This window comes from Variovorax sp. P5_A3 (assembly GCF_056400665.1).
The window spans coordinates 356,961-381,370 of sequence record NZ_JBFUKW010000001.1; the positions used below are offsets into that span (position 1 = coordinate 356,961).

The 24,410-nt window shown below is 64.9% G+C and carries 23 protein-coding genes and 1 other RNA gene; 15 read left to right on the top strand and 9 right to left on the bottom strand.

The features are described 5' to 3' along the window. Positions 1-29 precede the first annotated feature (29 nt). The 9 genes from AC1D3B_RS01580 to ompA form a co-directional block, all read right to left on the bottom strand. A complete protein-coding gene (locus AC1D3B_RS01580) occupies positions 30-1,001 on the bottom strand; it encodes a sterol desaturase family protein (RefSeq protein ID WP_478188898.1) in 972 nt (323 codons plus the stop codon). Between the two features lie 30 nt (positions 1,002-1,031). Next, entirely contained in the window at positions 1,032-1,841 is an 810-nt protein-coding gene (locus AC1D3B_RS01585; protein WP_478188899.1) for a polysaccharide deacetylase family protein, read from the bottom strand. Then, positions 1,828-2,772: a YVTN family beta-propeller repeat protein gene (locus tag AC1D3B_RS01590; protein WP_478189006.1), complete on the bottom strand. Its 945-nt coding sequence runs from the start codon at positions 2,770-2,772 to the stop codon at positions 1,828-1,830. Before AC1D3B_RS01590 ends, AC1D3B_RS01585 begins: the two co-directional genes overlap by 14 nt. Positions 2,773-2,844: 72 nt before the next feature. After that, positions 2,845-3,603, bottom strand: a complete 759-nt coding sequence (locus AC1D3B_RS01595) for a pseudouridine synthase (protein ID WP_478188900.1) — start codon at positions 3,601-3,603, stop codon at positions 2,845-2,847. Continuing rightward, positions 3,603-5,339 carry a gamma-glutamyltransferase gene (gene ggt / locus AC1D3B_RS01600; RefSeq protein ID WP_478188901.1) on the bottom strand — a complete coding sequence of 579 codons (1,737 nt, stop codon included), beginning with the start codon at positions 5,337-5,339 and terminating at the stop codon, positions 3,603-3,605. Before ggt ends, AC1D3B_RS01595 begins: the two co-directional genes overlap by 1 nt. A gap of 191 nt (positions 5,340-5,530) precedes the next feature. Continuing rightward, positions 5,531-5,918, bottom strand: a transfer-messenger RNA (tmRNA) gene (ssrA, locus tag AC1D3B_RS01605). Between the two features lie 12 nt (positions 5,919-5,930). Further along, the gene (gene gph / locus AC1D3B_RS01610; RefSeq protein WP_478188902.1) at positions 5,931-6,599 is read right to left on the bottom strand and encodes a phosphoglycolate phosphatase; all 669 of its coding nucleotides are present in this window, start codon (positions 6,597-6,599) and stop codon (positions 5,931-5,933) included. Then, the gene (ubiG, locus tag AC1D3B_RS01615) at positions 6,599-7,318 is read right to left on the bottom strand and encodes a bifunctional 2-polyprenyl-6-hydroxyphenol methylase/3-demethylubiquinol 3-O-methyltransferase UbiG (protein WP_478188903.1); all 720 of its coding nucleotides are present in this window, start codon (positions 7,316-7,318) and stop codon (positions 6,599-6,601) included. The genes gph and ubiG overlap by 1 nt, the downstream gene beginning before the upstream one ends. 115 nt (positions 7,319-7,433) lie before the next feature. After that, a complete protein-coding gene (gene ompA, locus AC1D3B_RS01620; RefSeq protein WP_478188904.1) occupies positions 7,434-8,081 on the bottom strand; it encodes an outer membrane protein OmpA in 648 nt (215 codons plus the stop codon). A gap of 225 nt (positions 8,082-8,306) precedes the next feature. Here ompA and gyrA point away from each other — a divergent pair, with 225 nt between their 5' ends. From gyrA to crcB, 15 genes are all read left to right on the top strand, one after another. Further along, positions 8,307-10,955, top strand: a complete 2,649-nt coding sequence (gene gyrA / locus AC1D3B_RS01625) for a DNA gyrase subunit A (RefSeq protein ID WP_478188905.1) — start codon at positions 8,307-8,309, stop codon at positions 10,953-10,955. After that, entirely contained in the window at positions 10,952-11,548 is a 597-nt protein-coding gene (locus tag AC1D3B_RS01630; RefSeq protein ID WP_478188906.1) for a DUF2059 domain-containing protein, read from the top strand. Before gyrA ends, AC1D3B_RS01630 begins: the two co-directional genes overlap by 4 nt. Next, entirely contained in the window at positions 11,545-12,666 is a 1,122-nt protein-coding gene (gene serC / locus AC1D3B_RS01635) for a 3-phosphoserine/phosphohydroxythreonine transaminase (RefSeq protein ID WP_478188907.1), read from the top strand. The genes AC1D3B_RS01630 and serC overlap by 4 nt, the downstream gene beginning before the upstream one ends. An 18-nt stretch (positions 12,667-12,684) precedes the next feature. Further along, complete coding sequence (gene pheA, locus AC1D3B_RS01640; protein ID WP_478188908.1) at positions 12,685-13,803, top strand: prephenate dehydratase; 1,119 nt, start codon at positions 12,685-12,687, stop codon at positions 13,801-13,803. Positions 13,804-13,814: 11 nt separating this feature from the next. Further along, the gene (locus AC1D3B_RS01645) at positions 13,815-14,693 is read left to right on the top strand and encodes a prephenate dehydrogenase (protein ID WP_478188909.1); all 879 of its coding nucleotides are present in this window, start codon (positions 13,815-13,817) and stop codon (positions 14,691-14,693) included. A 2-nt stretch (positions 14,694-14,695) separates the two neighbouring features. Beyond that, positions 14,696-16,690: a bifunctional 3-phosphoshikimate 1-carboxyvinyltransferase/cytidylate kinase gene (locus tag AC1D3B_RS01650; RefSeq protein WP_478188910.1), complete on the top strand. Its 1,995-nt coding sequence runs from the start codon at positions 14,696-14,698 to the stop codon at positions 16,688-16,690. A 169-nt stretch (positions 16,691-16,859) separates the two neighbouring features. Continuing rightward, positions 16,860-18,545, top strand: a complete 1,686-nt coding sequence (rpsA, locus tag AC1D3B_RS01655) for a 30S ribosomal protein S1 (RefSeq protein WP_028248813.1) — start codon at positions 16,860-16,862, stop codon at positions 18,543-18,545. Between the two features lie 72 nt (positions 18,546-18,617). Then, positions 18,618-18,935, top strand: a complete 318-nt coding sequence (locus AC1D3B_RS01660; RefSeq protein ID WP_286567171.1) for an integration host factor subunit beta — start codon at positions 18,618-18,620, stop codon at positions 18,933-18,935. Between the two features lie 56 nt (positions 18,936-18,991). Further along, a complete protein-coding gene (locus tag AC1D3B_RS01665) occupies positions 18,992-19,309 on the top strand; it encodes a LapA family protein (protein WP_478188911.1) in 318 nt (105 codons plus the stop codon). Beyond that, positions 19,299-20,483 (top strand): lipopolysaccharide assembly protein LapB, encoded by a 1,185-nt coding sequence (gene lapB / locus AC1D3B_RS01670; RefSeq protein WP_478188912.1) that lies wholly within the window; start codon positions 19,299-19,301, stop codon positions 20,481-20,483. The genes AC1D3B_RS01665 and lapB overlap by 11 nt, the downstream gene beginning before the upstream one ends. Before the next feature lie 125 nt (positions 20,484-20,608). Continuing rightward, positions 20,609-20,971: a ComEA family DNA-binding protein gene (locus tag AC1D3B_RS01675; RefSeq protein ID WP_478188913.1), complete on the top strand. Its 363-nt coding sequence runs from the start codon at positions 20,609-20,611 to the stop codon at positions 20,969-20,971. Positions 20,972-21,159: 188 nt separating this feature from the next. Continuing rightward, entirely contained in the window at positions 21,160-22,125 is a 966-nt protein-coding gene (locus tag AC1D3B_RS01680; protein ID WP_478188914.1) for a TRAP transporter substrate-binding protein, read from the top strand. Positions 22,126-22,128: 3 nt separating this feature from the next. Further along, a complete protein-coding gene (locus tag AC1D3B_RS01685; protein WP_478188915.1) occupies positions 22,129-22,662 on the top strand; it encodes a TRAP transporter small permease in 534 nt (177 codons plus the stop codon). 6 nt (positions 22,663-22,668) lie between these two features. Next, positions 22,669-23,982 (top strand): TRAP transporter large permease, encoded by a 1,314-nt coding sequence (locus AC1D3B_RS01690; RefSeq protein WP_478188916.1) that lies wholly within the window; start codon positions 22,669-22,671, stop codon positions 23,980-23,982. Between the two features lie 28 nt (positions 23,983-24,010). Further along, positions 24,011-24,388: a fluoride efflux transporter CrcB gene (crcB, locus tag AC1D3B_RS01695; protein WP_478188917.1), complete on the top strand. Its 378-nt coding sequence runs from the start codon at positions 24,011-24,013 to the stop codon at positions 24,386-24,388. Positions 24,389-24,410 lie beyond the last annotated feature (22 nt).

A 24,410-nucleotide genomic window follows, 5' to 3' on the forward strand; every position in this document is an offset into this window, starting at 1 on the left:
GAGGATAACGCCAGCGCGTGCAGCCTCCGTCAACCCCTGCCGACCAGGCGCTTGAGGCCCAGCCATTGCTGCGACCAGAAGCCGCGGCCGTACTCCTTGACGCGGCCCCGTTCGTCGGGCTCGACCTGGTCGCGGATGCCGGTGGGGTCGTAGCGACGCTCGAAATTGACGGTCCCGAAGAGCATGTCCCACCAGGGCAGAAGCACGCCGAAGTTGTGTCCACCGAGCGTCTTCGGCCCTTGCGATTCATGCCCGATGCCGATGCTGTGGTGCACGCGATGAAAGCGCGGGCTGATCCAGAGCCGCTCGCCGATCGCGCCGAAGCTCAGCCGCAGGTTGGCATGCTGCACGCTCTCGCTGAGCTGCGTGAAGGCCACGATCGCGATGAACTGGCCCGGCGCGACGCCGATGACCTGCGCGACGATCACGATGATGGTGTCGTGGATCACGTCGTCGAGCAGATGGTTGCGGTTGTCGCTCCACATCGTCATCTGCCGCTGCGAGTGATGCAGCGAATGCAGTGCCCACCACCACTGGAAGCGGTGCTGCCCGCGGTGGATGAGGTATTCGACCAGGTCCAGCACGACGAGGTAGATCGCGAATGCGATCCACGGTACGTCGGTGACGCCGGGCCAGAGTTCGTCGAGATGGAAGGAACCCCAGCCCGCCGACCGCACCGAGCCCAGTACATCGTCGAAGACCGGCTGGAGCGCGAAGAACATCGCCAGCCTGAAGAGGCCCAGCCGATGGATCAGCGTATAGAGCACGTCGGTGCGGATGGCGCGGCGGTCCACCACCGGCTCGGCAGGCCGCCAGCGCTGGAGCGGGCCGATCACGGCGACCAGCACCGCGATCTGGATCATCCCGACCAGCAGCCAGCCGGTGGCGTCGAACGCGTCCTCGACCCAGCCACCGAGGCCGACGGCGTAGACCACCGGCTGCACGGCGGTCTCGAAGAGCCACTGCTGCAGGTTCGCGAAAAGATCGGTGAGCCAGTCCATTGGCGTGCGACCCGGACGACGCCGGAAGGTTCAGGGATGCGCGGCGATCCAGGCACGGTAGGCCGGATGCTGGCGCAGCGTTTCGAAGCAGAAGCCCTTGGCCTTGAGGCCGACGATCAGCGGCTCGAGGTTGGCTGGCGCCCACGGATCCTTGCGCGACCAGATGCCCAGGTGCGCGAGCAGGATGTCCCCGGGCTCGATCTTGTCGAGCGCCTGTTGCAGGAGCTTCTCGTTGCTGAATTTCTCGCTCGGCAGTTCGTCGCCCAGGAAGCCCGCGGGCGCCCAGCCAACGTGCTCGAAACCGCAGGCCTTGGCCACCGCCAGCAACTTCGGCGACGTCTTGCCGCCTGGCGCACGGAACAGCGGGAGCGGCTTCTTGCCGGTGACGTCCTGCAGGCGTTCGGAAGACTTGGCGACGTCGGCGCAATACTGCTTGGCGTCCCAGGTGAACTCGCGGCCGGCAAATGCGCCTGCCGTCGGCTTGATGCGAAAACGTGGCTCGACACCGGGCAGGTCGCCGCGCCAGACTGCATGGTCGTAGGTGTGGGATGCGAATTCGTGGCCTTCGGCCGCCCTCGCCTTCCACCATGACGCCCAGTGGTTGTCGAGACTGTCGCCATCGGTCTGGGTGCGTTCCGCGGCGGCGAAGAAGGTCACGCGCACGTCCTGCCGCTTCAGCACCTCGGCAACCAGGGGGGCGACGCCCATATGGCCCGTATCGAATGTCAGGTACACCGGTTTGGTGCAGGCGCCCTCGGCGACTGCGGCGGTGGGCAATCCCGATGCAATGGCGGAAGCTGCCGCGAACAGAAGCGCAGGAATGGTCCTAGGGCTTGGCATGAGCGAGCGTCCAGACGCCATGCGGCGAGCGACCTACGTTGACCTGCTGGACCACCTTGTGGCTGGCGAGGTCGACCACGCTGAGCTTCTTCGCCCAGCGCGAGGTCACGAGAAGGGTCTTGCCGTCGGCCGAGACATCCATGCAGTCAGGCCCGCCCGGCACCGGGTAAGTGTCGGTGACCTGGAGCGTCTGGATGTCGATGCGGCTGATCGTGTTGGCCACGCGGTTGCTCACGAACACGCTTCGGCCGTCTCCCGCGGAACGGAACGCATGCGCGCCCTTGCCGGTCAGGATCTTGCCGACCAGCCGTGGCTGCGCGCCCGCGACGTCGAACACCTGCACGCCGTCGCCGCCCGTCAGGCCGACCAGCAGCGTCTTACCGTCGTGGATGCCGAAGATGTCGGCGGGCATCGGGCCGGTCGGCACGCGCCAGCGGATGGTCTGCGTGGCAATGTCGACTGCGATCAGTTCGTCGCTGTCCTGCATGGTCACGTACGCGGTGGCGCTCTTGCCATCGATCCAGATGTGGCTGGGCGTCTTGCCCGTCGGGATGCGCTTGACGAGCTTGGGCTCCTTGCCGTCCCAGCGGTAGATGTCGACGTGGTTCAGGCGATTGCCCGCCGTGATGAACCACTTCATGTCCGGCGAAAAACGCAGGTGGTACGGATCGATGATGCCGTAGACGACGCGCTGGACCTCGGCCGTGCGCGGGTTCAGGAAGGTCAGCGAATCGCCTGCCGAGTTGGCGACGATCAGCGAAGTCTCGTCGGGCGCCAGGTAGAGGTGATGCGGTTCCTTGCCGGTCGGGATGCGCTGCTTCTCGGTCCAGTTGGCCGGATCGATCACGCTGACTGTCGCGTCGAGCGAGTTGAGCACGAAGACGGGCGGTGGTTCGGCGGCGTGCGACGGAAGCGCCGCGCACACAAACAAAAAGGCCGCAAGGCGGCCTGTCAGGGAGGAAAAGGGGCGCAAGGGAGGAATTCCGGAAGAGGTCTTGCGATTTTAACGATCGCCCCCTGTCGCAGGCTGACCGCTTCGTGCGTTTCGCAACGCTTCGACTTGCTCCGCGCGCAGCCAGCGCCATTGGCCTGGCGCCAGATCGTCGGGCAATGCGAGCACACCAATGCGCGACCGGTGCAAGACCTCGACCCGGTTGCCCACCGCGGCCAGCATGCGCTTGACCTGGTGGTACTTGCCTTCGGTGAGCGTGAGACTCAGATGCAGCGGGCCGGCGACCTCGCAGGCCGCGGCCCGCACCGGCTTCGGGTCATCGTCCAGGACCACGCCGGCAAGCAGGCGTGCCACCTGCGATTCGTCGACCGGGTGCTTGGTCGTGACCTCGTAGACCTTCGGCACATGGTGCTTTGGCGAACCCATGCGGTGGATGAACTGGCCGTCGTCCGTGAGGAGCAGCAAACCCGTGGTGTCCTGGTCGAGCCGGCCGATCGCCTGCACGCCTTGCACGGCGCCCTTGTTCGGCCGCAACCGCAGCGGCGACGGCAGCAAGGTGTAGATGCTGGGGTAGGTCGACGGCTTCTGCGAGCACTCGGTGCCGGCGGGCTTGTGCAACATCAGGTAGGCCTTCTCGTGGTATTCCCACTCGGTGCCTTGCACCGTGAAACGCAAGGCCTCGGTCTCGACATCGGCCCCGGGATCTTCGACCGCGGAACCTGCGATGGTCACGAAGCCTTGCTGGACCAGCCCGGCGCAAACGCGTCGGGTACCGAACCCCTGCGTGTAGAGAATCTCCTCGATCCGCATCAATAACCCAGCGCGAGTCCCGTGTTGCGTCGCGGATCGTTGGCGCCATAGAAGCGATTGGCGCCCACCGGCTTGCCGCCGAGCGAGGGCGCGCCCACGATGATCGCCGCCACGTGGTTGGCCGGCTGCGGCACGCCCAGGTTGTGGCCCATGTCGGTGAGGATCTTGCGCGTGTCCGGCGAGAGCGCGAAGGTCTCCACATTGGTCACGTCCGGCAGCCATTGCTGATGGAAGCGCGGTGCATCGACCGCCTCCTGCACGTTCATCCCGTAGTCGACCACGTTGAGGATGGAGTGAAGCACGACCGTGATGATGCGGCTGCCGCCCGGGGTGCCGACGACGAAGACCGGCTTGCCGTCCTTGGTCATGATGGTCGGGCTCATCGAGCTCAGCGGGCGCTTGCCCGGGGCGATGGCATTGGCTTCGCCCTGCACGAGGCCGTACATGTTGGGCACGCCCACCTTCGAGGTGAAGTCGTCCATCTCGTTGTTGAGCAGCACGCCCGTCTTGGCGGCCGTCACCTTGGCGCCGAACCAGTCGTTGAGGGTGTAGGTCACCGACACCGCGTTGCCCCACTGGTCGACGATGGAGTAGTGCGTGGTGTTGCTGCCCTCGTGCGGCGCGACGCCGGGCTTGATGTCCTTGGAGACGCCTGCTTTCGCCGGGTCGATGACGCCGCGGATCTTCGCGGCGTACTCCTTGTCGAGCAGCCGGTCGAGCGGGTTCTTCACGAAGTCCGGGTCGCCCAGGTAGCTGTTGCGATCGACATAGGCGTGACGCATCGCTTCGATCTGGTAGTGGACCGCCTGCGCCGAGCGGAAGCCGAGGTCCTTGAGCGGATAGCCCTCGAGGATGTTCAGCATCTCGCAGATCACCACCCCGCCCGAGCTCGGCGGCGGTGCCGAGATCACGTGGTAGCCGCGGTAGTCGCATTCGACGGGCGGGAGTTCGCGCGTCCGGTACTGGTCGAGGTCAGCCTGCGTGATGAGTCCCTTGCCGGCCTGGCTCGATGCCACGATGGCGGCGCCGACGGGCCCCTTGTAGAAACCGTCGGTGCCGTTGCGGCTGATGGCCCTGAGCGTCTTCGCCAGGTCCTTCTGGACGAGCTTCTGGCCGACCGCGAAAGGTTCGCCCTTGTTCAGGAAGATGGCGCCGGAAACGGGATCCTTCCCGAAGTCGGCGGTGGCGGTTGCCAGCATGTCGATGTCACCCTGCTCCAGGATGAAGCCGCGTTCAGCGAGCTTGATCGACGGGGCGATCAGGGCCGCACGCTTCATGGTGCCGTACTTCTCGCGCGCCAGCTCGAGCCCGGACACGGTGCCCGGCACGCCGACGGCAAGGTGGCCGTTGGTGCTCAAGCCCTTGATGACGTTGCCATCCTTGTCGAGGTACATGTTGGCAGTCGCTGCCAGGGGCGCCTTCTCGCGGAAATCGAAGAAAGTCTTGCGGCCGTCGGCCAGCTGCACGGTCATGAACCCACCGCCGCCGAGATTGCCTGCCGCCGGATAGACCACGGCCAGCGCGTAGCCGACGGCGACTGCCGAGTCGATCGCGTTGCCGCCGCGCTTGAGCACGTCGACGCCGACCTTGGTGGCCAGATGCTGCGCGCTGACGACCATGCCGTTCTCGGCCGCCACCGGCGCCTGGGAGGCAGCGTGAAGCTGAGCGGCGCCGGCCAGCGCGAGCGCAGCGGCGACGGCGGTGCGGAGCACCGAAGTCCATTCAAGATTTTTCATGTCATGTGTCCTTCAGAGAATGTCTCGGCGAACGCGAGCGTCTCGATGAAGCTGTGTGCCAAAGCGACAGGACTATAGCGCGCGCATGCACGGACACGTGTCAGCGATGGTGGGGAGTGCGCCGCCCGACGGCGTGGCGGCAGGCGTTGCGAGCCCGGCGCCAGCCTTTCGCCGACGCCGGTTCGCGTATGTGGTGGAGCTGGGGGGATTTGAACCCCCGTCCGCAAGCCTTCTTCGCGCAGATCTACATGTTTAGCGGTCTGATTTGGGTCTCGCCACCGGTGTCGCGCAGTCGCACGCTACACCGGCCGCCAGTACCCTATTTTCTCGTCCCGACCCAAGGTACCCGGATCGGAGCCAGCCCATGTAGATTATCTTTGCAGCCGGGAGGCGTCAGATTGCTCTAGCGCCCCCTTGCCCAGCCCATCGGCCTGCTGTTGCAAAGCTCACCGGCAATTAAGCGGCGAGTGCGAAACGTTCGTCGTTTGCAGTTAGTTTGTTTGAATCTGTTTTACGAGCGCATTCAGCTCGACATGCCCCGCTGCGATTCCGAACCCGCGTCGAAACCAGTGCAGCCCCAAGCCAATCATTTTAGGCCTGTTTGAGCAACTGCAAGAGCTCCATCGGTGAAGCGATGGCCGCGTCCGCGTCCCAGCGCGCGACCTCGGCCTGTTCGCCCATGTAGCCGTAGGTGGCCGCCACCGTCCGCATGCCGGCGGCGCGGCCTGCCATGATGTCCCGCTCGTCGTCGCCCACGTAGACGCAGGCACCCGGCGGCACGCCGAGTTGTCGCGCCGCCTCGAACAGGGGCTCGGGATGCGGCTTCGAGTAGGGCGTCGTGTCGCCGCTGACGATCGCCAGGGCCGTTTCGAACAGGGGGATCGAGCGCGTAAGCGGCCCGGTGAATCGAACCGACTTGTTCGTGACGACGCCCCAGCGCAGCCCGCGGGCGCGAAGTGCCTCGACCAGTTCGACCACTCCGTCGAAGACCTGCGTGTTCCGCAGCATGCGGGCCTCGTACTTGACGAAGAACTCCTCGCGCAGCGACTCAAACTCGGGCGCATCGGGCGTGATGCCGAACGCCACGCCGAGCATGCCGCGCGCACCAGCACCGGCCATCGGGCGATAACGCTCCAAGGGAAGCGAGGCCATCCCCCTCTCCGTGCGCATCTGGTCGGCTGCGGCTCCAAGGTCGGGAGCACTATCGATCAGCGTCCCGTCCAGATCGAAGAGGACGGCTTGCGTTGCACCGGCCCCCATCACTGGCCCACCGCCGGCTTCTGGGTCGCAAACATGTAATTGACGCTCGTGTCGTCGCTGAGCCAATAGCGCCGCGTCACGGGGTTGTGCTCCATCCCCCGCGTATGGCGCAGATCGAGTTGCGCGGCCCGGCAATGCGCGGCGAGTTCGCTGGGACGAATCAGCTTCTGGTACTCGTGCGTGCCGCGCGGCAGCATCCCCAGGATGTATTCCGCGCCCACGATGGCAAGGAGGAAGGACTTGAGATTCCGATGGATGGTCGAGAAGAAGACCCATCCTCCGGGCCTGACGAGTTCGGCACAGGCCTTCACGACCGAGGCGGGCTCCGGCACATGCTCGAGCATCTCCATGCAGGTGACGACATCGAAGCTCCCGGGCTGCTCGGCAGCGAGCGCCTCGACACTGACCGACCGGTACTTCACCCCGCGCGTTCCGGCCTCGAGGGCGTGCAACTGGGCTACCTTGAGCGCCTTGTCGGCCAGGTCGATACCGAGCACCTCCGCGCCCTTGCGCGCCATGGAGTCGGCGAGGATCCCGCCGCCGCAACCGACGTCGAGCACTTTTTGCCCCGCAATCGGTGCGATGCCATCGATCCACTCCAAGCGGAGTGGATTGATCTCGTGCAGCGGTCGGAATTCACTTTCAAGATCCCACCAGCGGTGCGCGAGCTCGGAAAATTTGGCGAGTTCGGCAGGATCGGCATTCACGGTATCGGTCATCCGGTGATTATGAATCGACGGAATTGCCGATACACGCTGGCGCGCTATCGACAGCCTGTGAATCGTCCATAAAAAAACCCCGCCGAGGCGGGGTTTCATTAGCGATTCTTTCGAATCACTTGTTGGGACGGGTACCGACCACTTCGATTTCCACGCGACGGTTCTTGGCGCGGCCTTCGGCGGTGCGGTTGTCAGCGATCGGCTGGCTCTTGCCCTTGCCTTCGGTGTAGACGCGGTTCTTTTCGATGCCCTTCGAGACCAGGTAGGCCTTGACGGCTTCAGCGCGGCGAACCGACAGCTTCTGGTTGTAGGCAACGGTACCGATCGAGTCGGTGTGGCCGACAGCGATGATCACTTCGAGGTTCACGTCCTTGATCTTCGAGACCAGGTCGTCCAGCTTGGCGCGGCCTTCCGGCTTCAGGACGTACTTGTCGAAGTCGAAGAATGCGTCAGCAGCGAAGGTGACCTTCGAAGCAGCGACTGCCGGGGGAACAGGTGCGGGAGCCGGAGCAGGCGTTGCCACAGGAGGCGGAGCGGGAACAAGTGCGCCGTCGCAACCAGCGGCGGCCGTTGCGGGCGTCCAGTTGGCATCGCGCCAGCACAGCTCATTCGTGCCATTCTTCCAAACCAGTTCGCCGGTGCCGTTTTGCCAGTTGTCGATCGCCGGGCCGCCATTCGCAGCGGTGACACGGTTCTGCGCGCCGGCGGCAGTGGCGAGCGCAGCGACTGCAAACATCATCGCCACTTTATTCAGTTTCTTCATGGTTCTCCTCTTGGGGAAAAAGCCGCAGCCGCGCTGCGAATCAAGGACGCTTTAAGTGACCACCACCCAAAACGTTGAGGCGATTGTGCCATAGGGTCTTTGGCAAACAGCCCGGCGGACGCCCCGGAAGCGTAGGACGGAGGCGGAATACCGGCCTTGTGTTGCGGCGGTGCGACACCCCCCACAGCGTAAAATTTCGCCTCCTTGCCCGCCAGCCTGCTGCCCATGACCTCGTTCGCCAAAGAAACACTCCCCATCAGCCTCGAAGAGGAAATGCGCCGCAGCTATCTTGATTACGCCATGAGCGTGATCGTGGGCCGCGCCCTGCCCGACGCCCGGGACGGCCTCAAGCCGGTGCATCGCCGAGTGTTGTACGCAATGCACGAGCTCAACAACGACTGGAACCGGCCCTACAAGAAGTCGGCCCGTATCGTCGGCGACGTCATCGGCAAGTACCACCCACACGGCGACCAGTCGGTCTACGACACGATCGTCCGGATGGCCCAGAACTTCTCCATGCGCCACATGCTCGTGGACGGTCAGGGTAATTTCGGTTCCGTGGATGGCGATATGGCGGCAGCCATGCGCTATACCGAGATTCGGCTTGCAAAAATTGCCCACGAAATGCTGGCCGATATTGACAAGGAAACTGTCGATTTCGGCCCGAATTACGACGGCTCCGAAAAAGAGCCTTTGGTATTGCCGAGCAAACTGCCGAATCTGCTGGTCAATGGCGCCGGCGGTATCGCGGTCGGCATGGCGACAAATATTCCGCCGCACAACCTGAACGAAGTCGTCGACGCCTGCCTGCACCTCCTGCGCCATCCGGACGCCACCATCGACGACCTGATGGAGATCGTGCCGGCACCCGATTTCCCGACGGCGGGGATCATCTACGGCATCAACGGCATCAAGGACGGCTATCGCACCGGTCGCGGCAAGGTCGTCATGCGCGCCAAGTGCCACTTCGAGGACATCGACCGCGGCCAGCGGCAGGCGATCATCGTCGACGAGCTCCCCTACCAGGTCAACAAGAAGACGCTGCAGGAGCGCATGGCCGAGTTGGTGCACGAGAAGAAGATCGAAGGCATCAGCCACATCCAGGACGAGTCCGACAAGTCGGGCATGCGCCTGGTGATCGAACTCAAGCGCGGCGAGGTGCCGGAGGTCGTTCTCAACAATCTCTATAAACAGACGCAGCTGCAGGACACCTTCGGCATCAACATGGTCGCCTTGGTGGATGGCCAGCCGAAGCTGTGCAACCTCAAGGACCTGATCGAGGTCTTCCTGCAGCACCGGCGCGAGGTAGTGACACGCCGGACGGTCTTCAACCTGCGCAAGGCCCGGGAGCGCGGCCACGTGCTGGAGGGCCTCGCCGTCGCACTCGCCAACATCGACGAGTTCATCGCGATCATCCGCAACGCGCCGACGCCGCCCGTGGCCAAGGCCGAGCTGATGAGCCGTGCCTGGGACAGCAAGCTGGTGCGAGAGATGCTCACCCGCACGCGCGCCGACGGCGGCGTCATCAATGCCGACGACTACCGGCCGGACGGCCTCGAACGCGAGTTCGGCATGAGCGCCAGTGGCCTCTACAAGCTGTCGGACACGCAGGCCCAGGAAATCCTGCAGATGCGCCTGCAACGGCTGACCGGCCTCGAGCAGGACAAGATCGTCGCCGAGTACAAGGAAGTCATGGCCGAGATCGATGACCTGCTCGACATCCTCGCAAAGCCCGAGCGCGTCTCGGTGATCATCGGCGACGAACTCACCACGATCAAGCAGGAGTTCGGCCAGACCAAGCTGGGCGTACGCCGCAGCCAGGTCGAGCACAGCGCCTTCGACCTCTCGACCGAAGACCTCATCACGCCGACCGACATGGTCGTGACGCTCTCTCACAGCGGCTACATCAAGAGTCAGCCGCTGGGCGAGTACCGGGCCCAGAAGCGCGGCGGCCGCGGCAAGCAGGCCACCGCGACCAAAGAGGACGACTGGATCGACCAGCTCTTCATCGCGAACACGCACGACTACATCCTGTGCTTCTCCAATCGCGGCCGGCTCTACTGGCTCAAGGTCTGGGAAGTGCCGGCCGGATCGCGCGGCTCCAGGGGCCGGCCGATCGTCAACATGTTCCCGCTCCAGGAGGGCGAGAAGATCAACGTCGTGCTGGCGCTGACCGGCGAGAAGCGCACCTTCCCGGCCAATCAATACGTCTTCATGGCGACCTCGATGGGCACCGTCAAGAAGACGACGCTCGACGAGTTCAGCAACCCGCGCAAGGCCGGCATCATCGCCGTCGACCTCGATCCGGGCGACTACCTGATCGGCGCCGCCCTGACCGATGGCGCGCATGACGTGATGCTGTTCTCCGACGGCGGCAAGGCGGTCCGCTTCGACGAAAACGACGTGCGGCCCATGGGCCGGAACGCCCGCGGCGTGCGCGGCATGACGCTCGAGGACGGCCAGGGCGTGATTGCGATGCTGGTCGCCGAAGACGAAGAGCAAAGCGTGCTGACCGCCACCGAAAACGGTTACGGAAAAAGAACAAGCATTACCGAGTACACGCGTCATGGCCGGGGAACCAAGGGCATGATCGCCATCCAACAAAGTGAACGTAACGGCAAGGTGGTGGCCGCGACTCTCGTGCATGCCGATGACGAGATCATGCTCATCACCGACAAGGGTGTGCTCGTGCGCACCCGGGTCGCCGAAATTCGCGAACTCGGTCGCGCGACGCAGGGCGTCACGCTGATCGGACTCGACGAAGGTGCCAAACTCAGCGGCCTGCAGCGCATCGTCGAGAACGATGCGAACGTCGATAGCGAGTCCGGCGCCGACGACACTTCCTCATCATCTTCAACGGAGAATCCTCAGTGAAAAAAATCAAACTCGCGCTCCTGACGGTCGCGCTTGCCGGCAGCACGCTGGCCATGGCCCAGGACAAGGCCGCGCTCATCAAGCAGTTCATCGACCTGCAGAAGCCCGGCATCGAATCGCTGGCGCGCGGTCTGGTCGAGCAGTCGAGCGCTCCGATCGCCCAGGCAGGCTCGCAGTACCTGCAGACGCAGGTGCCCGCCGACAAGCGCGAAGCAGCAGCCAAGGCGGCCGATGCCGAGCTCAAGAAGTACTTCGACGACGCCTATCCCATCGTTCGCGACAAGGCCGTGCAACTCGCACCTGGCGCCCTGACGCCGATCATGGAGCAGAACTTCAGCGAAGAAGAATTGCGCCAGCTCCTGGCCTGGATCAACTCGCCGCTGAGCAAGAAGTACCAGGAGATGAATCCAAAGCTGCAAACCGCCCTGACTGAAAAGCTGGTCGCGGAGACGCGCGCCACCATCGAACCCAAGATGGTCGCCCTGGACAGCAGCGTTGCCAAGGCGCTGGGCGCGCCGACCGGCGGTGCCGCGGCTGCGGGAGCGGGAGCGGGAGCCAAGCCTGCGCCCGCCAAGGCGCCTGCCAAGAAGTGACGCGGCCAGCGGGTCCGCGCCCCTACAACTTCTCCGCCGGCCCGGCTGCGATGCCGGAGGCGGTGTTGCAGCGCGCCGCCGCCGAGATGCTCGACTGGGAAGGCAGCGGCATGGGCGTGATGGAGATGAGCCATCGCGGCAAGGAGTTCGGCGCGATCTGCAGGCAGGCCGAAGCCGACATCCGCGAACTCCTCGCGGTGCCGGAACACTTCCACATCCTCTTCATGCAAGGGGGTGGGCTGGGCGAGAACGCCATCGTGCCGATGAATCTCTCGCGCGGCACCAGCGCGGATTTCGTGATCACCGGCAGCTGGAGCATCAAGTCGCACAAGGAAGCGCAGCGCTACTGCAAGGCGAACATCGTTGCGACCAATGCGGCGGACAAGCACACGCGCCTGCCCGACCCGTCGACGTGGCAGCTGTCGGACGATGCGTCTTACGTGCACATCTGCAGCAACGAGACGATCAACGGCGTCGAATTCCACGAAGTGCCCGACCTCGCCGCCCTCGGCAGCAAGGCGCCACTGGCGATGGACTTCTCGTCTCATGTGGCGTCGCGGCCGGTCGACTGGCGCCGCGTCGGCCTCGCATTCGGGGGGGCCCAGAAGAACCTCGGCCCGGCCGGCCTGACGATCGTGGTCGTACGGGACGATCTGCTCGGCCACGCGCTCGAAGTCTGCCCCAGCGCGTTCAACTACAAGACGGTCGCCGACAACCAGTCGATGTACAACACGCCTCCGACCTGGGGCATCTACATTGCCGGACTGACCTTCCAGTGGCTTCGGCAGCAGACTGAAGGCGCCCTGACCGGCATCGCGGCCATGGAAGCAGGCAACATCGCGAAGGCGCGCCTTCTGTACGACTTCATCGACGGCTCCGCGTTCTATGACAACAAGGTCGAAGCCGCCTGCCGGTCGCGCATGAACGTGCCCTTCTTCCTGCGCGACGAAAGCCGCAACGACGCGTTCCTCGCGGGTGCGCGCGAGGCGGGGCTGCTGCAGCTCAAGGGCCACAAGTCGGTCGGCGGCATGCGCGCCAGCATCTACAACGCCATGCCTCTTGCCGGGGTGCAGGCGCTCGTGGACTACATGCGAGAATTCGAGCGGTCGCAAGCCTAGACGCTGCGCACCTCAACGATGACCGCACCCGTTCCACAGCCTTCCGCCCCTGACACGTCCTCCAGCCTGGCCGATCTGCGCGTGCAGATCGACTCGCTCGACCAACAGCTTCTCGATCTCCTGAACCGGCGCGCGCATGTCGCGGAGCAGGTCGGCGAGGTCAAGAAGCGCGAGGGCACGCCCTTCTTCCGCCCCGACCGCGTCGCCCAGGTGATCGAAAAGATGCAGAAGAGCAACGGCGGACCGCTCAAGGACCTGCACGTTGCGGCCATCTGGCGCGAGATCATGTCGGCTTGCCTGGCGCTGGAATCGCCGCAGCGGGTCGCCGTCCTGGGCCCTGAAGGCACCTTCACCGAACAGGCTGCCGTCGAGTATTTCGGCGGTGCGGCCGACCTGATCTACTGCGCGAGCTTCGACGAAGTCTTCCACGCCACGGCTGCGGGCAGCGCGCAATACGGCGTGGTCGGCGTCGAGAACTCCACCGAAGGCGTCGTCACCCGTTCGCTCGACCTGTTCCTGCATTCGCCCACCCATGTGGTCGGCGAAGTCAGCCTGCTCGTGCGGCATCACCTGCTGCGCACCAGCAACGAGCTGGAAGGTATCGAGGCGGTGCTGGCGCACCCGCAGGCGCTTGCGCAGTGCCAGATCTGGCTTTCCAAGCACCTCCCGCATGCAGAGCGTCGCGCGGTCTCCAGCAACGCCGAGGGTGCCCGGCTCGCGGCCGGCAATCCGGCCTGGGCGGCGCTGGCGAGCGAGCGCGCTGCCACCCGCTTCGGCCTGCACATCGTCGCGCACGCCATCCAGGACGACTCGTACAACCGCACGCGCTTTGCCGTCATCTGCCTGCCGCAGACCCTGGCGATGCCGCCCGCCTCGGGCAAGGACTGCACCAGCCTCGTCGTGTCGGTGCCCAACCGCCCCGGCGCGGTTCACGACCTGCTCGTGCCTCTCAAAAACAACAACGTGTCGATGACTCGCTTCGAGTCACGCCCGGCGCGAACCGGCCAGTGGGAGTACTACTTCTACATCGATCTCGATGGGCATCCCTCGCAGCCCAACGTTGCCGCCGCGCTTGCCGAACTGCGCAAGCTGTGCGCGTTCTACAAGGTCATCGGCGCCTACCCTGTCACCGCCTGAGGCCATCGACGATGTTTGAACAGTTGGGTCTGATCGGCTGCGGATTGATGGGCGGATCGTTTGCCCTAGCGCTCAAGCGCGCCCGACTGGTCAAGCGCGTGGTCGGCTACAGCAAGTCGCCTTCCACCACCGAGCGCGCCAAGCAGCTCGGCGTGATCGACGTGGCGGCGCCATCGGCCCTGCTCGCGGTGTCCGGGGCCGACCTGGTCCTGATCGCAGTGCCAGTCGGTGCTTCGGAACAGACCTTCAAGGCGATCCGCCATGGCATCACCGAGCAGATGCTGGTGATGGACGTCGGTTCGACCAAGGGCGACGTGATCGAGGCCGCCCGTCGCGGGCTCCAGGACCAGCTCGGTGCCTTCGTTCCCGCACACCCCATCGCTGGCAAGGAAGTGGCCGGGGTCGAGCATGCGGACGCCGGCCTGTACACCGGGCGCCAAGTGGTGCTCACGCCGATCAAGTCCACGCTGCGTTCCAACGTGCAGCGCGCCACGAAGGTCTGGACCGGCATCGGCGCCAAGGTGGTGACGATGACGCACGAGGCGCACGACAGCGCCTTTGCCGCCGTGAGCCACTTGCCCCACCTGCTCGCCTTCGCATTCACCAACGCCATTGCCGCGCAACCCGAGGGCGAACGCTTCCTCGAGCTGGCTGGCCCCGGCTTCCGCGACTTCACGCGCATCGCGGCCAGCGATCCGGCCATGTGGCGCGACGTGCTGCTTGCCAATCGCGAACAGGTGCTGCTCCAGTCGCAGGCCTTCCGTGACGCGTTGACACAGCTCGAAGCCATGGTGGCCTCGGGCAATGCGCAGGCGCTCGAAGATTCGATTGCCGCTGCCAGCCGCATTCGCGCCCAGTGGCAGCCGGGTGTGGCGGCTTCACCCGACTGACAATGTTCTCGACCCCCTTCCTCGACATTCCGCCGCTCGCAGCGGCCGCGGGCACTGTCCGGCTGCCTGGCTCCAAGAGCATCTCCAACCGGGTTCTCCTGCTCGCGGCGCTCGCCGGCGGTACGACGACGGTGCACGATCTGCTCGATTCCGACGACACACGGGTCATGCTGGATGCACTCGCCGCGCTCGGCTGCGGCATCGACCGGGAAGGCAGCACCCTTCGCATCGAGGGACTCGGCGGAAAACTGCGAACGCCTGAAGCCTCGCTGTTCCTCGGCAACGCCGGTACGGCGATGCGCCCGCTCACGGCCGCGCTGGCCCTGCTCGGCGGCAAATTCGAACTGCGCGGCGTGCCCCGAATGCACGAGCGTCCGATCGGCGACCTCGTCGACGCATTGACGCAACTGGGCTGCCACATCGACTACCTCGGCAACCCCGGTTACCCGCCGCTGCGGATTCATCCGGTCGCGCTCGACGCCCTTCAACTCGATGCGCCGATCCGCGTGCGCGGCGACGTTTCCAGCCAGTTCCTCACGGCGCTGTTGCTGGCGCTGCCGCTGGTCGCGCGACGCGACATCGTGATCGACGTGGTCGGCGAGCTCATCTCGAAGCCCTACATCGAGATCACGCTGAACCTGCTCGCACGCTTCGGCATCGCGGTGAAGCGCGACGGTTGGCAACGATTCACGATTCCCGCGGGCAGCGAGTACCGCTCGCCAGGGGACATCCACGTCGAGGCAGACGCATCGTCGGCGAGCTACTTCATCGCGCTTGGCGCCATCGCCAATGGGTCGGGGATCCGGATCGAAGGCGTCGGCGCCGATTCGATCCAGGGCGACATCCGCTTCGTCGAGGCAGCGCGGCAGATGGGCGCCCGGGTCGACAGCGGACCGAACTGGCTCGCGATTTCGCGTGGCGCCTGGCCGCTGAACGCCATCGACATCGACGCAAACCACATTCCCGACGCGGCCATGACGCTCGCCGTGATGGCGCTCTACGCGGACGGCCCCACCACCCTGCGCAACATCGCCAGCTGGCGGGTCAAGGAAACCGATCGCATCGATGCCATGGCCAACGAGCTGCGCAAGCTCGGCGCCACCGTCGAGGACGGCCCTGATTTCATCCGGGTTCATCCGCTGGCCGCCGCAGACTGGCGCGCGGCGAGCATCCGCACCTACGACGACCATCGCGTCGCGATGTGCTTTTCACTGGCGGCGTTCAATCCTGCCGGAGTGGCGGTGCGCGTCCTGGATCCGCAGTGCGTCGCCAAGACCTTCCCGGACTACTTCGAAACCTTGTTCTCGGTGGCCGAGGCCGTCGAGGTGCCGGTCGTCTGCATCGACGGTCCCACCGCATCCGGGAAGGGCACGCTCACGGTCGAAGTGGCGCGACGCCTCGGCTACCACTATCTCGACTCGGGCTCGCTCTACCGCGTGACCGGCCTCGCCATGCGCCGCAACGGCCTGGACGCGAGCCCGGAATACGAGGCCCGGATCGCCGAACTGGCCCGCGCCTTGCCGTTGAGTTTCAGCGAAGGCAACGTGCTGCTGGCCGGCGAGGACGTCAGCGAAGCCATCCGCACCGAATCCGCCGGCATGGACGCCTCCCGCGTCTCAGCGCTGCCCGCGGTTCGCACTGCCCTCCTCGCGCTTCAGCGGAGCTTCCGCCGCCTGCCCGGCCTGGTCGCCGATGGCCGCGACATGGGGACCGTGATCTTCCCCGACGCACAGCTCAAGGTCTACCTCACCGCGAGCGCCGCCCACAGGGCCGAGCGGCGCCATAAGCAATTGATTTCAAAGGGTATTTCCACTACAATCGACAGTCTTCGCGCCGATCTGGAAGCGCGTGACTTCCGGGACTCTTCCCGCAGCGTCGCGCCACTGAAGCCGGCGCCTGACGCCCGCCTCCTGGACAACTCCTTCCTCTCGATCGAGCAATCGGTCGAACAGGTGCTGGACTGGTGGCAGCAAGTACAGCCTTTCAAGTCTTCTTGATCGGCGTTTCGGTCCAGCAGGTCCCCGCCGCGCGACAGCGCACTGGCCTGCTGGTTGTTCAACCTCAACCGGGCTCAAGCCCAAACAACCGCCGTCTCCAGACCAAAAGCCAGCCGCAAGCAATTTCGCATGAGCGTCTGCCAACCCTGCGTGACGGAAGGAAAACACAATGTCTGAATCTTTTGCCGACCTATTCGAAGAATCCCTGAAGCGTTCCGAAATGCGCACCGGCGAGGTCATCACCGCCGAAGTCGTGCGTGTCGAACACAACCACGTCGTGGTCAACGCAGGCCTCAAGTCCGAAGCCTACGTGCCGATCGAAGAGTTCAAGAACGACAAGGGCGAGCTCGAAGTCCAGGCCGGCGATTTCGTTTCCGTTGCCATCGGCAGCGTTGAAAACGGCTATGGCGACACCATCCTCTCGCGCGACACCGCCAAGCGTCTGGCTTCGTGGCTCGCGCTCGAGAAGGCCCTCGAATCCGGCGACTTCGTCACCGGCACGACGAGCGGCAAGGTCAAGGGCGGCCTCACGGTCCTGGTCAACGGCATCCGCGCGTTCCTGCCGGGCTCGCTGATCGACACGCGTCCGATCAAGGACCTGACCCCCTACGAGAACAAGACCCTCGAATTCAAGGTCATCAAGCTCGACCGCAAGCGCAACAACGTGGTGCTCTCGCGCCGTGCCGTGGTCGAAGCCAGCATGGGCGAAGAACGCGCCAAGCTGATGGAGACCCTGAAGGAAGGCGCAGTCGTGCGCGGTGTCGTCAAGAACATCACCGAATACGGTGCGTTCGTCGACCTCGGCGGCATCGACGGTCTGCTGCACATCACCGACATGGCATGGCGCCGCGTTCGCCACCCGAGCGAAGTGGTCCAGGCCGGCCAGGAAATCACCGCCAAGATCCTCAAGTTCGACACCGAGAAGAACCGTGTCTCGCTGGGTCTCAAGCAAATGGGCGACGACCCGTGGATGGGCGTTTCGCGCCGCTACCCGCAAGGCACCCGCCTGTTCGGCAAGGTCACGAACATTGCCGACTACGGCGCGTTCGTCGAACTCGAACCCGGCATCGAAGGCCTGGTGCACGTCTCCGAAATGGACTGGACCAACAAGAACATCGCTCCGAACAAGATCGTTGCCCTGGGCGACGAAGTCGAAGTCATGGTCCTCGAAATCGACGAAGACAAGCGCCGCATCAGCCTGGGCATGAAGCAGTGCAAGGCCAACCCGTGGCAAGAGTTCGCGCAAAACACCAAGCGCGGCGACCGCGTCAAGGGCCCGATCAAGTCGATCACCGACTTCGGCGTGTTCGTGGGTCTGGCTGCCGGCATCGACGGCCTGGTTCACCTGTCCGACCTCTCGTGGAACGAAGCCGGCGAAACCGCCGTTCGCAACTACAAGAAGGGCCAGGAAGTCGAAGCGATCGTGCTGGCTGTCGACGTCGACCGCGAGCGCATCAGCCTCGGCATCAAGCAGCTGGACAGCGATCCGTTCACGACGTTCACGACCGTGAACGACAAGGGCCAGATCGTCACCGGCAAGGTCAAGACCGTGGACGCACGCGGCGCTGAGATCGACCTCGGCGAAGACATCATCGGCTACCTGCGCGCCAGCGAAATCTCCCGCGATCGCGTGGAAGATGCACGCAACGTACTCAAGGAAGGCGACGAAGTCACGGCCGTGGTCGTCAATGTGGATCGCAAGACCCGCAACATCCAGCTGTCGATCAAGCAGAAGGACATGGTCGACCAGCAGGAAGCCATGCAGAGCCTGAGCCAGCAGTCGGCACGCGAAAACGCGGGCACGACCAGCCTGGGCGCCCTGCTGCGAGCCAAGCTGGACAACAGCGACAAGTAAGCTGTGTCGGGGGACAGAGCTGGCTCACAGGCCGCTCTGTCCTTTTTTTTCGTCTCCGTTTTGTCCTGATCCATGACCCGCTCCGACCTTGTCGAAGAACTTGCCGCGCGCTTCGCGCAGCTGACGCATCGCGATGCCGAATACGCCGTCAAGACCATTCTTGACGCGATGAGCGATGCACTGGTGCGCGGGCACCGGATCGAGATCCGCGGATTCGGAAGCTTCACGGTGAACCGGCGCCCACCGCGCATCGGGCGCAATCCGCGCTCGGGCGAGAGCGTGCAGATTCCCGAGAAGCGCGTGCCGCACTTCAAGCCGGGCAAGGCCCTGCGCGAGGCGGTCGATGCACGAACCGTCGAACTCGACGCCGCCAAGCAGAAGCGCGGCTAAGGCGATTGGGGTCCGCGACATGCGGGCATAGAATTCCCCCGCCAACGGGGACGCGCATGAAATACCTCCTGTGGCTGCTCAAGGCAGCCATTTTTTTTACCCTCTTTGCCTTCGCGCTGAACAACCAGCACGACGCGACCGTCTACTTCTTCTTCGGCACCTCCTGGCGCGCCCCGCTGGTGCTGGTGGTGCTCGCGGCGTTCGCGGGCGGACTCGTCGTCGGCGCGCTCGGCATGCTGCCCGGTTGGTGGAAGCATCGCAGCGCCGCGGCGCAGTTGCCCGCCACGCCGCCGCCGACGAACACCGCATCCACGACGCCCGCACAGCCTGCGGTCACCACCGACCTACCCGCCGTACGCCAACATGGACTTTGACCTCAGCTGGTTGCTGCTCGCCATTCCCATCGCATTTGTCCTCGGCTGGCTCGCATCGCGCTTCGACCTCCGGCAACTGAAGATCGAGAACCGTCAAGCGCCAAAGGCCTATTTTCGCGGCCTCAACTTCCTGCTCAACGAACAGCAGGACCAAGCCATCGATGCCTTCATCGAAGCGGTTCAGAACGACCCCGACACACAGGAACTGCATTTCGCGCTCGGCAACCTTTTCCGCCGCCGCGGTGAATACCAGAGGGCCGTGCGCGTCCACGAACACCTGCTCGGGCGCGGCGACCTGAGCCGTGCCGACCGCGACCGTGCCCAGCATGCGCTGGCGCAGGACTTCCTGCGCGCAGGCCTGCTCGATCGTGCCGAAGCCGCACTGCAGAAGCTCGAAGGCACGCGCTACGAAAACGAGGCCAGGCTTTCCCTGCTCGCGATCTACGAGCGTTCGCGCGAATGGGCGCAGGCCGCCGCCGTGGCGCAGAAGCTCGACGAATCCGAACAGGCCAGCTACAGCACCCGCCGGGCCCACCATCTTTGCGAGCAGGCCAACGAACGCGTGGCGGCAGGCGATCTCGACGGGGCAGCCGCGTTGCTGACGCAAGCCGTCGAGTTGGCGCCGCAAGCGCCTCGACCGGCCATCGAGGCAGCCACACTTCAATTGCGCACCGGCGATTCCGCCGCGGCCTTCGACACGCTCGAAGCGCTCAGCGAAACCGCGCCGCTCGCGCTCCCGTTGTACGCCGCGATGCTGCAGCAGGCGGCGGTCGCATCGCAACGGTCGGGCGAAGCGCTGGCGTTGTTGCAACGTCGCTACGTCGCATCACCATCGATCGACGTTCTCGAAGCCATCATCGCGCTCGGCGGCACGCCTGCACTGCCCGACGATGCGCAGTCCACGGCCGTAGCGGTGCCCGAACCACGCGACGGCTACATCGCCCACCTGGCGCATCACCCGTCGCTGGTGGCCGCATCGCGCTGGCTCAGCGGCGAGCGCTTCGAGCATGAGCAGTTCCATCCTCAAGTACAGCGCTCGCTCGACCAGGCCACCCGCCCGCTCATGCGTTACCGCTGCGCGGCGTGCGGTTTCGAAGCCCATCAGTACTTCTGGCATTGCCCAGGCTGCCAGGCCTGGGACAGCTACCCGCCCCGGCGCGTCGAGGAACTCTGAGCGCACAGGGCCAACTCGGCCAGCTTGCACAAAACGCGTTCATCGCTATTATTTCCGCGCCAGTGCGCACAGGGCGCGCGGCGGAACGCTTCGGCGTTTCTATTAAAAAATGTCAGGGAGTTTGTATGTTGAAGAAGATTCTGGCCGTCACGGCCATGCTGTTTGCTGTCGCCTCGTGGGCGGCCGTCGATGCCAACAAGGCGTCGGATGCCGAACTCGATTCGCTCAAGGGCGTCGGGCCCGCCCTCTCCAAGCGCATCATCGAAGCGCGCAAGGAAGGCGAGTTCAAGGACTGGCCCGACTTCATGAGCCGCGTGAAGGGCGTAAAGGAAAAGGCGGCAGCCAAGCTGTCGGCCGAAGGCCTGACAGTCAACGGCAAGCCCTTCAACGATGCGCCGGCACTGAGCAACGTCTCCACCGCCGAACCGAAGAAGGCCGACGAAGCGCCCAAGGCCAAGCAAGCCGACAAGGCCGCTGCCAAGCACTGAGTCCGCCAGTTGCGCGGATGCGGCGGGGCCGCACCGCGCCAGCTTCAAAGGCCGCCATGGGCGGCCTTTTTCGCGTCCGTCACTCGTGAAGCGGGGTCGGTCATGGCAGGGAAATGCCCGAGCGATGGCCCGATATTTGCACGTATGCTCCCCGTCGCCTTTTCACTTTCGCACGTTCTGGAGAGCTCATGAATCACAAGTTCGGCATCGCACTCGCTGGCCTCACGATCGGCGCAGCCGCCTTCGCGCAGACCAAGTGGGACCTGCCCACTGCCTATCCCGCCACCAACTATCACACCGAGAACATCACGCAGTTCGCGAAGGATGTGGACGCGGCGACGGGCGGCAAGCTGAAGGTCACGGTGCATGCCAACGCCTCGCTCTTCAAGGCCCCCGAAATCAAGCGCGCCGTGCAGAGCGGCCAGGCCCAGGCCGGCGAGATCCTGCTTGCCAACTTTGCCAACGAGAACCCGATCTACGCGCTCGACGGCGTGCCCTTCCTTGCGACCACCTACCCCGAGGCGAAGAAGCTGTACGACGCCTCCAAGCCCGCCATGGAGAAGTTGCTTGCGGCGCAGGGCATCAAGGTCCTCTTCATGGTGCCGTGGGCACCACAGGGCATCTACTCGAAGAAGGAGATCGGCTCCGTGGCCGACCTCCGCGGCATCAAGTGGCGCGCCTACAGCCCGGCCACCGCCAAGATCGCCGAGCTGATCGGCGCGCAGCCAGTGCAGATCCAGCAGGCCGAACTCAGCGCCGCGATGGCGACGGGCGTGATCGAGAGCTACATGAGCTCGGGCTCGACGGGTTACGACACCAAGACCTACGAGAGCATCAAGAATTTCTACGACACCCAGGCGTGGATTCCGAAGAACGCGGTGCTCGTCAACCAGAAGGCCTTCGATGCGCTCGACCCGGCGACGAAAGCGGCCGTCACCAAGGCCGCGGCCGATGCGGAAGCACGTGGCTGGAAGGTCGCGCAGGAAAAGAACGATGAGTACAAGCGCCTGCTCGCCGAGCGCGGCATGAAGATCCACAAGCCCTCGCCAAAGCTCGACGCCGACATGCGCCAGGTCGGCGGCATCATGCAGACCGACTGGCTCAAGGCCGCGGGCGCGGATGGCGCCGCCATCGTCGACACGTACAAGAAGTAGGCGATGCGCCGCTTCCTCGACCGTCTCTACGACGGGGCGGGCGCGCTCGCTGCGTTCTGCGTTTTCCTGATCTTCGTGCTGATGATCATCGCCGGTGTCGGCCGGCAGGTGAATTGGCACGTGAGCGGCCTCAACGATGTGGTCGCCTGGCTCTGCGCCGCGGCGGCGTTCTTCGCGATGGCCCATGCCTTCCGTCATGGCGACTTCGTGCGTGTGACGCTGCTGCTCGAAGCGGTGTCGCCGAAGGTCCGCCGCGCGCTCGATGTCACCTGCCTGCTGATTGCCGCGGTGGCCGTGACCTATCTCGCCTATTCGGCCACGAGCTTCACCTGGGAGAGCTACGAGTTCGCGGAGATGGCGACCGGGCTCGTCGTCATCCCGATCTGGATTCCGCAATCGACCTTCGTGCTCGGCTGCTGGCTGCTGCTGATCGCGATGATCGACGAACTGGTCGGCGTCGTGCGCGGCGAGAAGCCCAGCTACCAGCGCGCGGTCGAGGAACGGCACGCGGCCGGCGACTTTTCATCGGACGTCTAAGCCCCCATGCTCGAAACTCTTCTCATGGGCGCGCTGCTGCTCGCCATCATGCTTGTGCTGCTGGCCGGCGGCGTCTGGATCGCGATGACGCTGGCCATCGTCGGCTGGGTCGGCCAAGCCTTCTTCACCAACACGCTGCCGGCCAAGAACCTGTTCTCGTCCTTCTGGGAATCGAACGCTTCCTGGGAACTGGCGGCCCTGCCGCTTTTCATCTGGATGGGCGAGATCCTGTTTCGCACCAAGCTGAGTGAAGAGATGTTCGAGGGCCTGCGCCCCTGGCTCAATCGTGTGCCCGGACGGCTGATGCACACCACGATCCTGGGCTGCGGCGTGTTCGGCTCGGTCTCCGGATCGTCCGCAGCGACCTGCGCCACCATCGCCAAGGTCGCGCTGCCCGAACTCGTGCGCCGCGGCTACAACGAGAAGCTCGCGATCGGCTCTCTCGCGACGGCCGGCACGCTGGGCATCCTCATCCCGCCCTCGATCACGATGGTGGTCTACGCGGTGGCCGCCGATGCATCGATCATCCGTATCTTCCTGGCGGGCTTCCTGCCGGGGCTGCTGCTGATGGTGCTGTTCTCGGGCTACATCGGATGGTGGAGCCTGCGCCATCCGGACCAGGTGCCGCCAGCAGATCCGCCGACGAGCTTCATGGAGAAAATTCGCCTCTCCGGCAATCTGATTCCGTGTGCGCTGCTGATCATCTTCATCGTCTGGGTGCTGGTCGCGGGTTGGGCGACGGCCACGGAATGCGCCGCCTTCGGCGTGCTGGGGTCGCTGGCCATTGCGGCCTGGGGCAAGAGCCTCACGTGGCAGAACTTCAAGGACGGGATCATGGGCGCCACGCGCACCAGTTGCATGATCATGTTCATCCTGGCCGGCGCCGCCTTCCTGACCAAGACCATGGCCTTCACCGGCATCCCGCGGGAACTGGCGGAGTGGGTCGACGGCATGCACCTTTCGCCCTACGCGTTGATCGGCGCACTGGTGCTGGTGTACCTCGTGCTCGGCACCGCGCTCGACGGCATCTCAATGATCGTGCTGACCAGCGCGGTGGTGCTACCGATGATCCAGAAGGCCGGCTTCGACCTCGTCTGGTTCGGCATCTTCATCGTGCTGCTGGTCGAGATCGCGGAGGTCACGCCGCCGGTGGGTTTCAACCTTTTCGTGCTTCAGAACATGACCGGCAAGGACAGCAACGTCATTGCCAAGGCGGCGATCCCCTTCTTCTTTTGCTTGGTCCTTTGCATCGGCTTCATCACGGTGTTCCCGAGCATCGTGACGATCCTGCCCGACCTCGTGATGGGCGCGGAGAAGTAGCCGCGGCGCGGCTGAAGATAATCGCCCGATGCTGCTGAATGTCATCGTCATCTGCGCCGCCGCCTGCGTCGGCGCGCTGCTGCGCTGGGGCTTCCAGATGTGGCTCAACCCGGGCGGCCTGCTTCCGTGGGGCACGCTCGCTGTGAACCTGATCGGTGGCTATCTCGTCGGGGTGGCTGTCGCCGGATTCACCGCATTGCCCGACATCGATCCCACCTGGCGCCTGCTGGTGATCACCGGATTCCTGGGCACCCTGACCACCTTCTCCAGCTTCTCCGCAGAAGTCGTCAGCATGCTCGTCGGTGGACGTCCCGGCCTTGCGCTGGGCACCGCGGCCATGCATCTGGGCGGCTCGCTTCTGCTGACCTGGCTCGGCTTTCGCACGGTGCAGCATTTCGTCGCCTAGTTCGCAGAGGTAGTCGGCCGAG

Bases quoted from the DNA above. Each gene is read 5' to 3' on its own strand.
- AC1D3B_RS01580 (WP_478188898.1), bottom strand. From the start codon at position 1,001: ATGGACTGGCTCACCGATCTTTTCGCGAACCTGCAGCAGTGGCTCTTC.
- AC1D3B_RS01585 (WP_478188899.1), bottom strand. From the start codon at position 1,841: ATGCCAAGCCCTAGGACCATTCCTGCGCTTCTGTTCGCGGCAGCTTCC.
- AC1D3B_RS01595 (WP_478188900.1), bottom strand. From the start codon at position 3,603: ATGCGGATCGAGGAGATTCTCTACACGCAGGGGTTCGGTACCCGACGC.
- ggt (WP_478188901.1), bottom strand. From the start codon at position 5,339: ATGAAAAATCTTGAATGGACTTCGGTGCTCCGCACCGCCGTCGCCGCT.
- gph (WP_478188902.1), bottom strand. From the start codon at position 6,599: ATGGGGGCCGGTGCAACGCAAGCCGTCCTCTTCGATCTGGACGGGACG.
- ubiG (WP_478188903.1), bottom strand. From the start codon at position 7,318: ATGACCGATACCGTGAATGCCGATCCTGCCGAACTCGCCAAATTTTCC.
- ompA (WP_478188904.1), bottom strand. From the start codon at position 8,081: ATGAAGAAACTGAATAAAGTGGCGATGATGTTTGCAGTCGCTGCGCTC.
- gyrA (WP_478188905.1), top strand. From the start codon at position 8,307: ATGACCTCGTTCGCCAAAGAAACACTCCCCATCAGCCTCGAAGAGGAA.
- pheA (WP_478188908.1), top strand. From the start codon at position 12,685: ATGACCGCACCCGTTCCACAGCCTTCCGCCCCTGACACGTCCTCCAGC.
- AC1D3B_RS01645 (WP_478188909.1), top strand. From the start codon at position 13,815: ATGTTTGAACAGTTGGGTCTGATCGGCTGCGGATTGATGGGCGGATCG.
- AC1D3B_RS01650 (WP_478188910.1), top strand. From the start codon at position 14,696: ATGTTCTCGACCCCCTTCCTCGACATTCCGCCGCTCGCAGCGGCCGCG.
- rpsA (WP_028248813.1), top strand. From the start codon at position 16,860: ATGTCTGAATCTTTTGCCGACCTATTCGAAGAATCCCTGAAGCGTTCC.
- AC1D3B_RS01660 (WP_286567171.1), top strand. From the start codon at position 18,618: ATGACCCGCTCCGACCTTGTCGAAGAACTTGCCGCGCGCTTCGCGCAG.
- AC1D3B_RS01665 (WP_478188911.1), top strand. From the start codon at position 18,992: ATGAAATACCTCCTGTGGCTGCTCAAGGCAGCCATTTTTTTTACCCTC.
- lapB (WP_478188912.1), top strand. From the start codon at position 19,299: ATGGACTTTGACCTCAGCTGGTTGCTGCTCGCCATTCCCATCGCATTT.
- AC1D3B_RS01675 (WP_478188913.1), top strand. From the start codon at position 20,609: ATGTTGAAGAAGATTCTGGCCGTCACGGCCATGCTGTTTGCTGTCGCC.
- AC1D3B_RS01680 (WP_478188914.1), top strand. From the start codon at position 21,160: ATGAATCACAAGTTCGGCATCGCACTCGCTGGCCTCACGATCGGCGCA.
- AC1D3B_RS01685 (WP_478188915.1), top strand. From the start codon at position 22,129: ATGCGCCGCTTCCTCGACCGTCTCTACGACGGGGCGGGCGCGCTCGCT.
- AC1D3B_RS01690 (WP_478188916.1), top strand. From the start codon at position 22,669: ATGCTCGAAACTCTTCTCATGGGCGCGCTGCTGCTCGCCATCATGCTT.
- crcB (WP_478188917.1), top strand. From the start codon at position 24,011: ATGCTGCTGAATGTCATCGTCATCTGCGCCGCCGCCTGCGTCGGCGCG.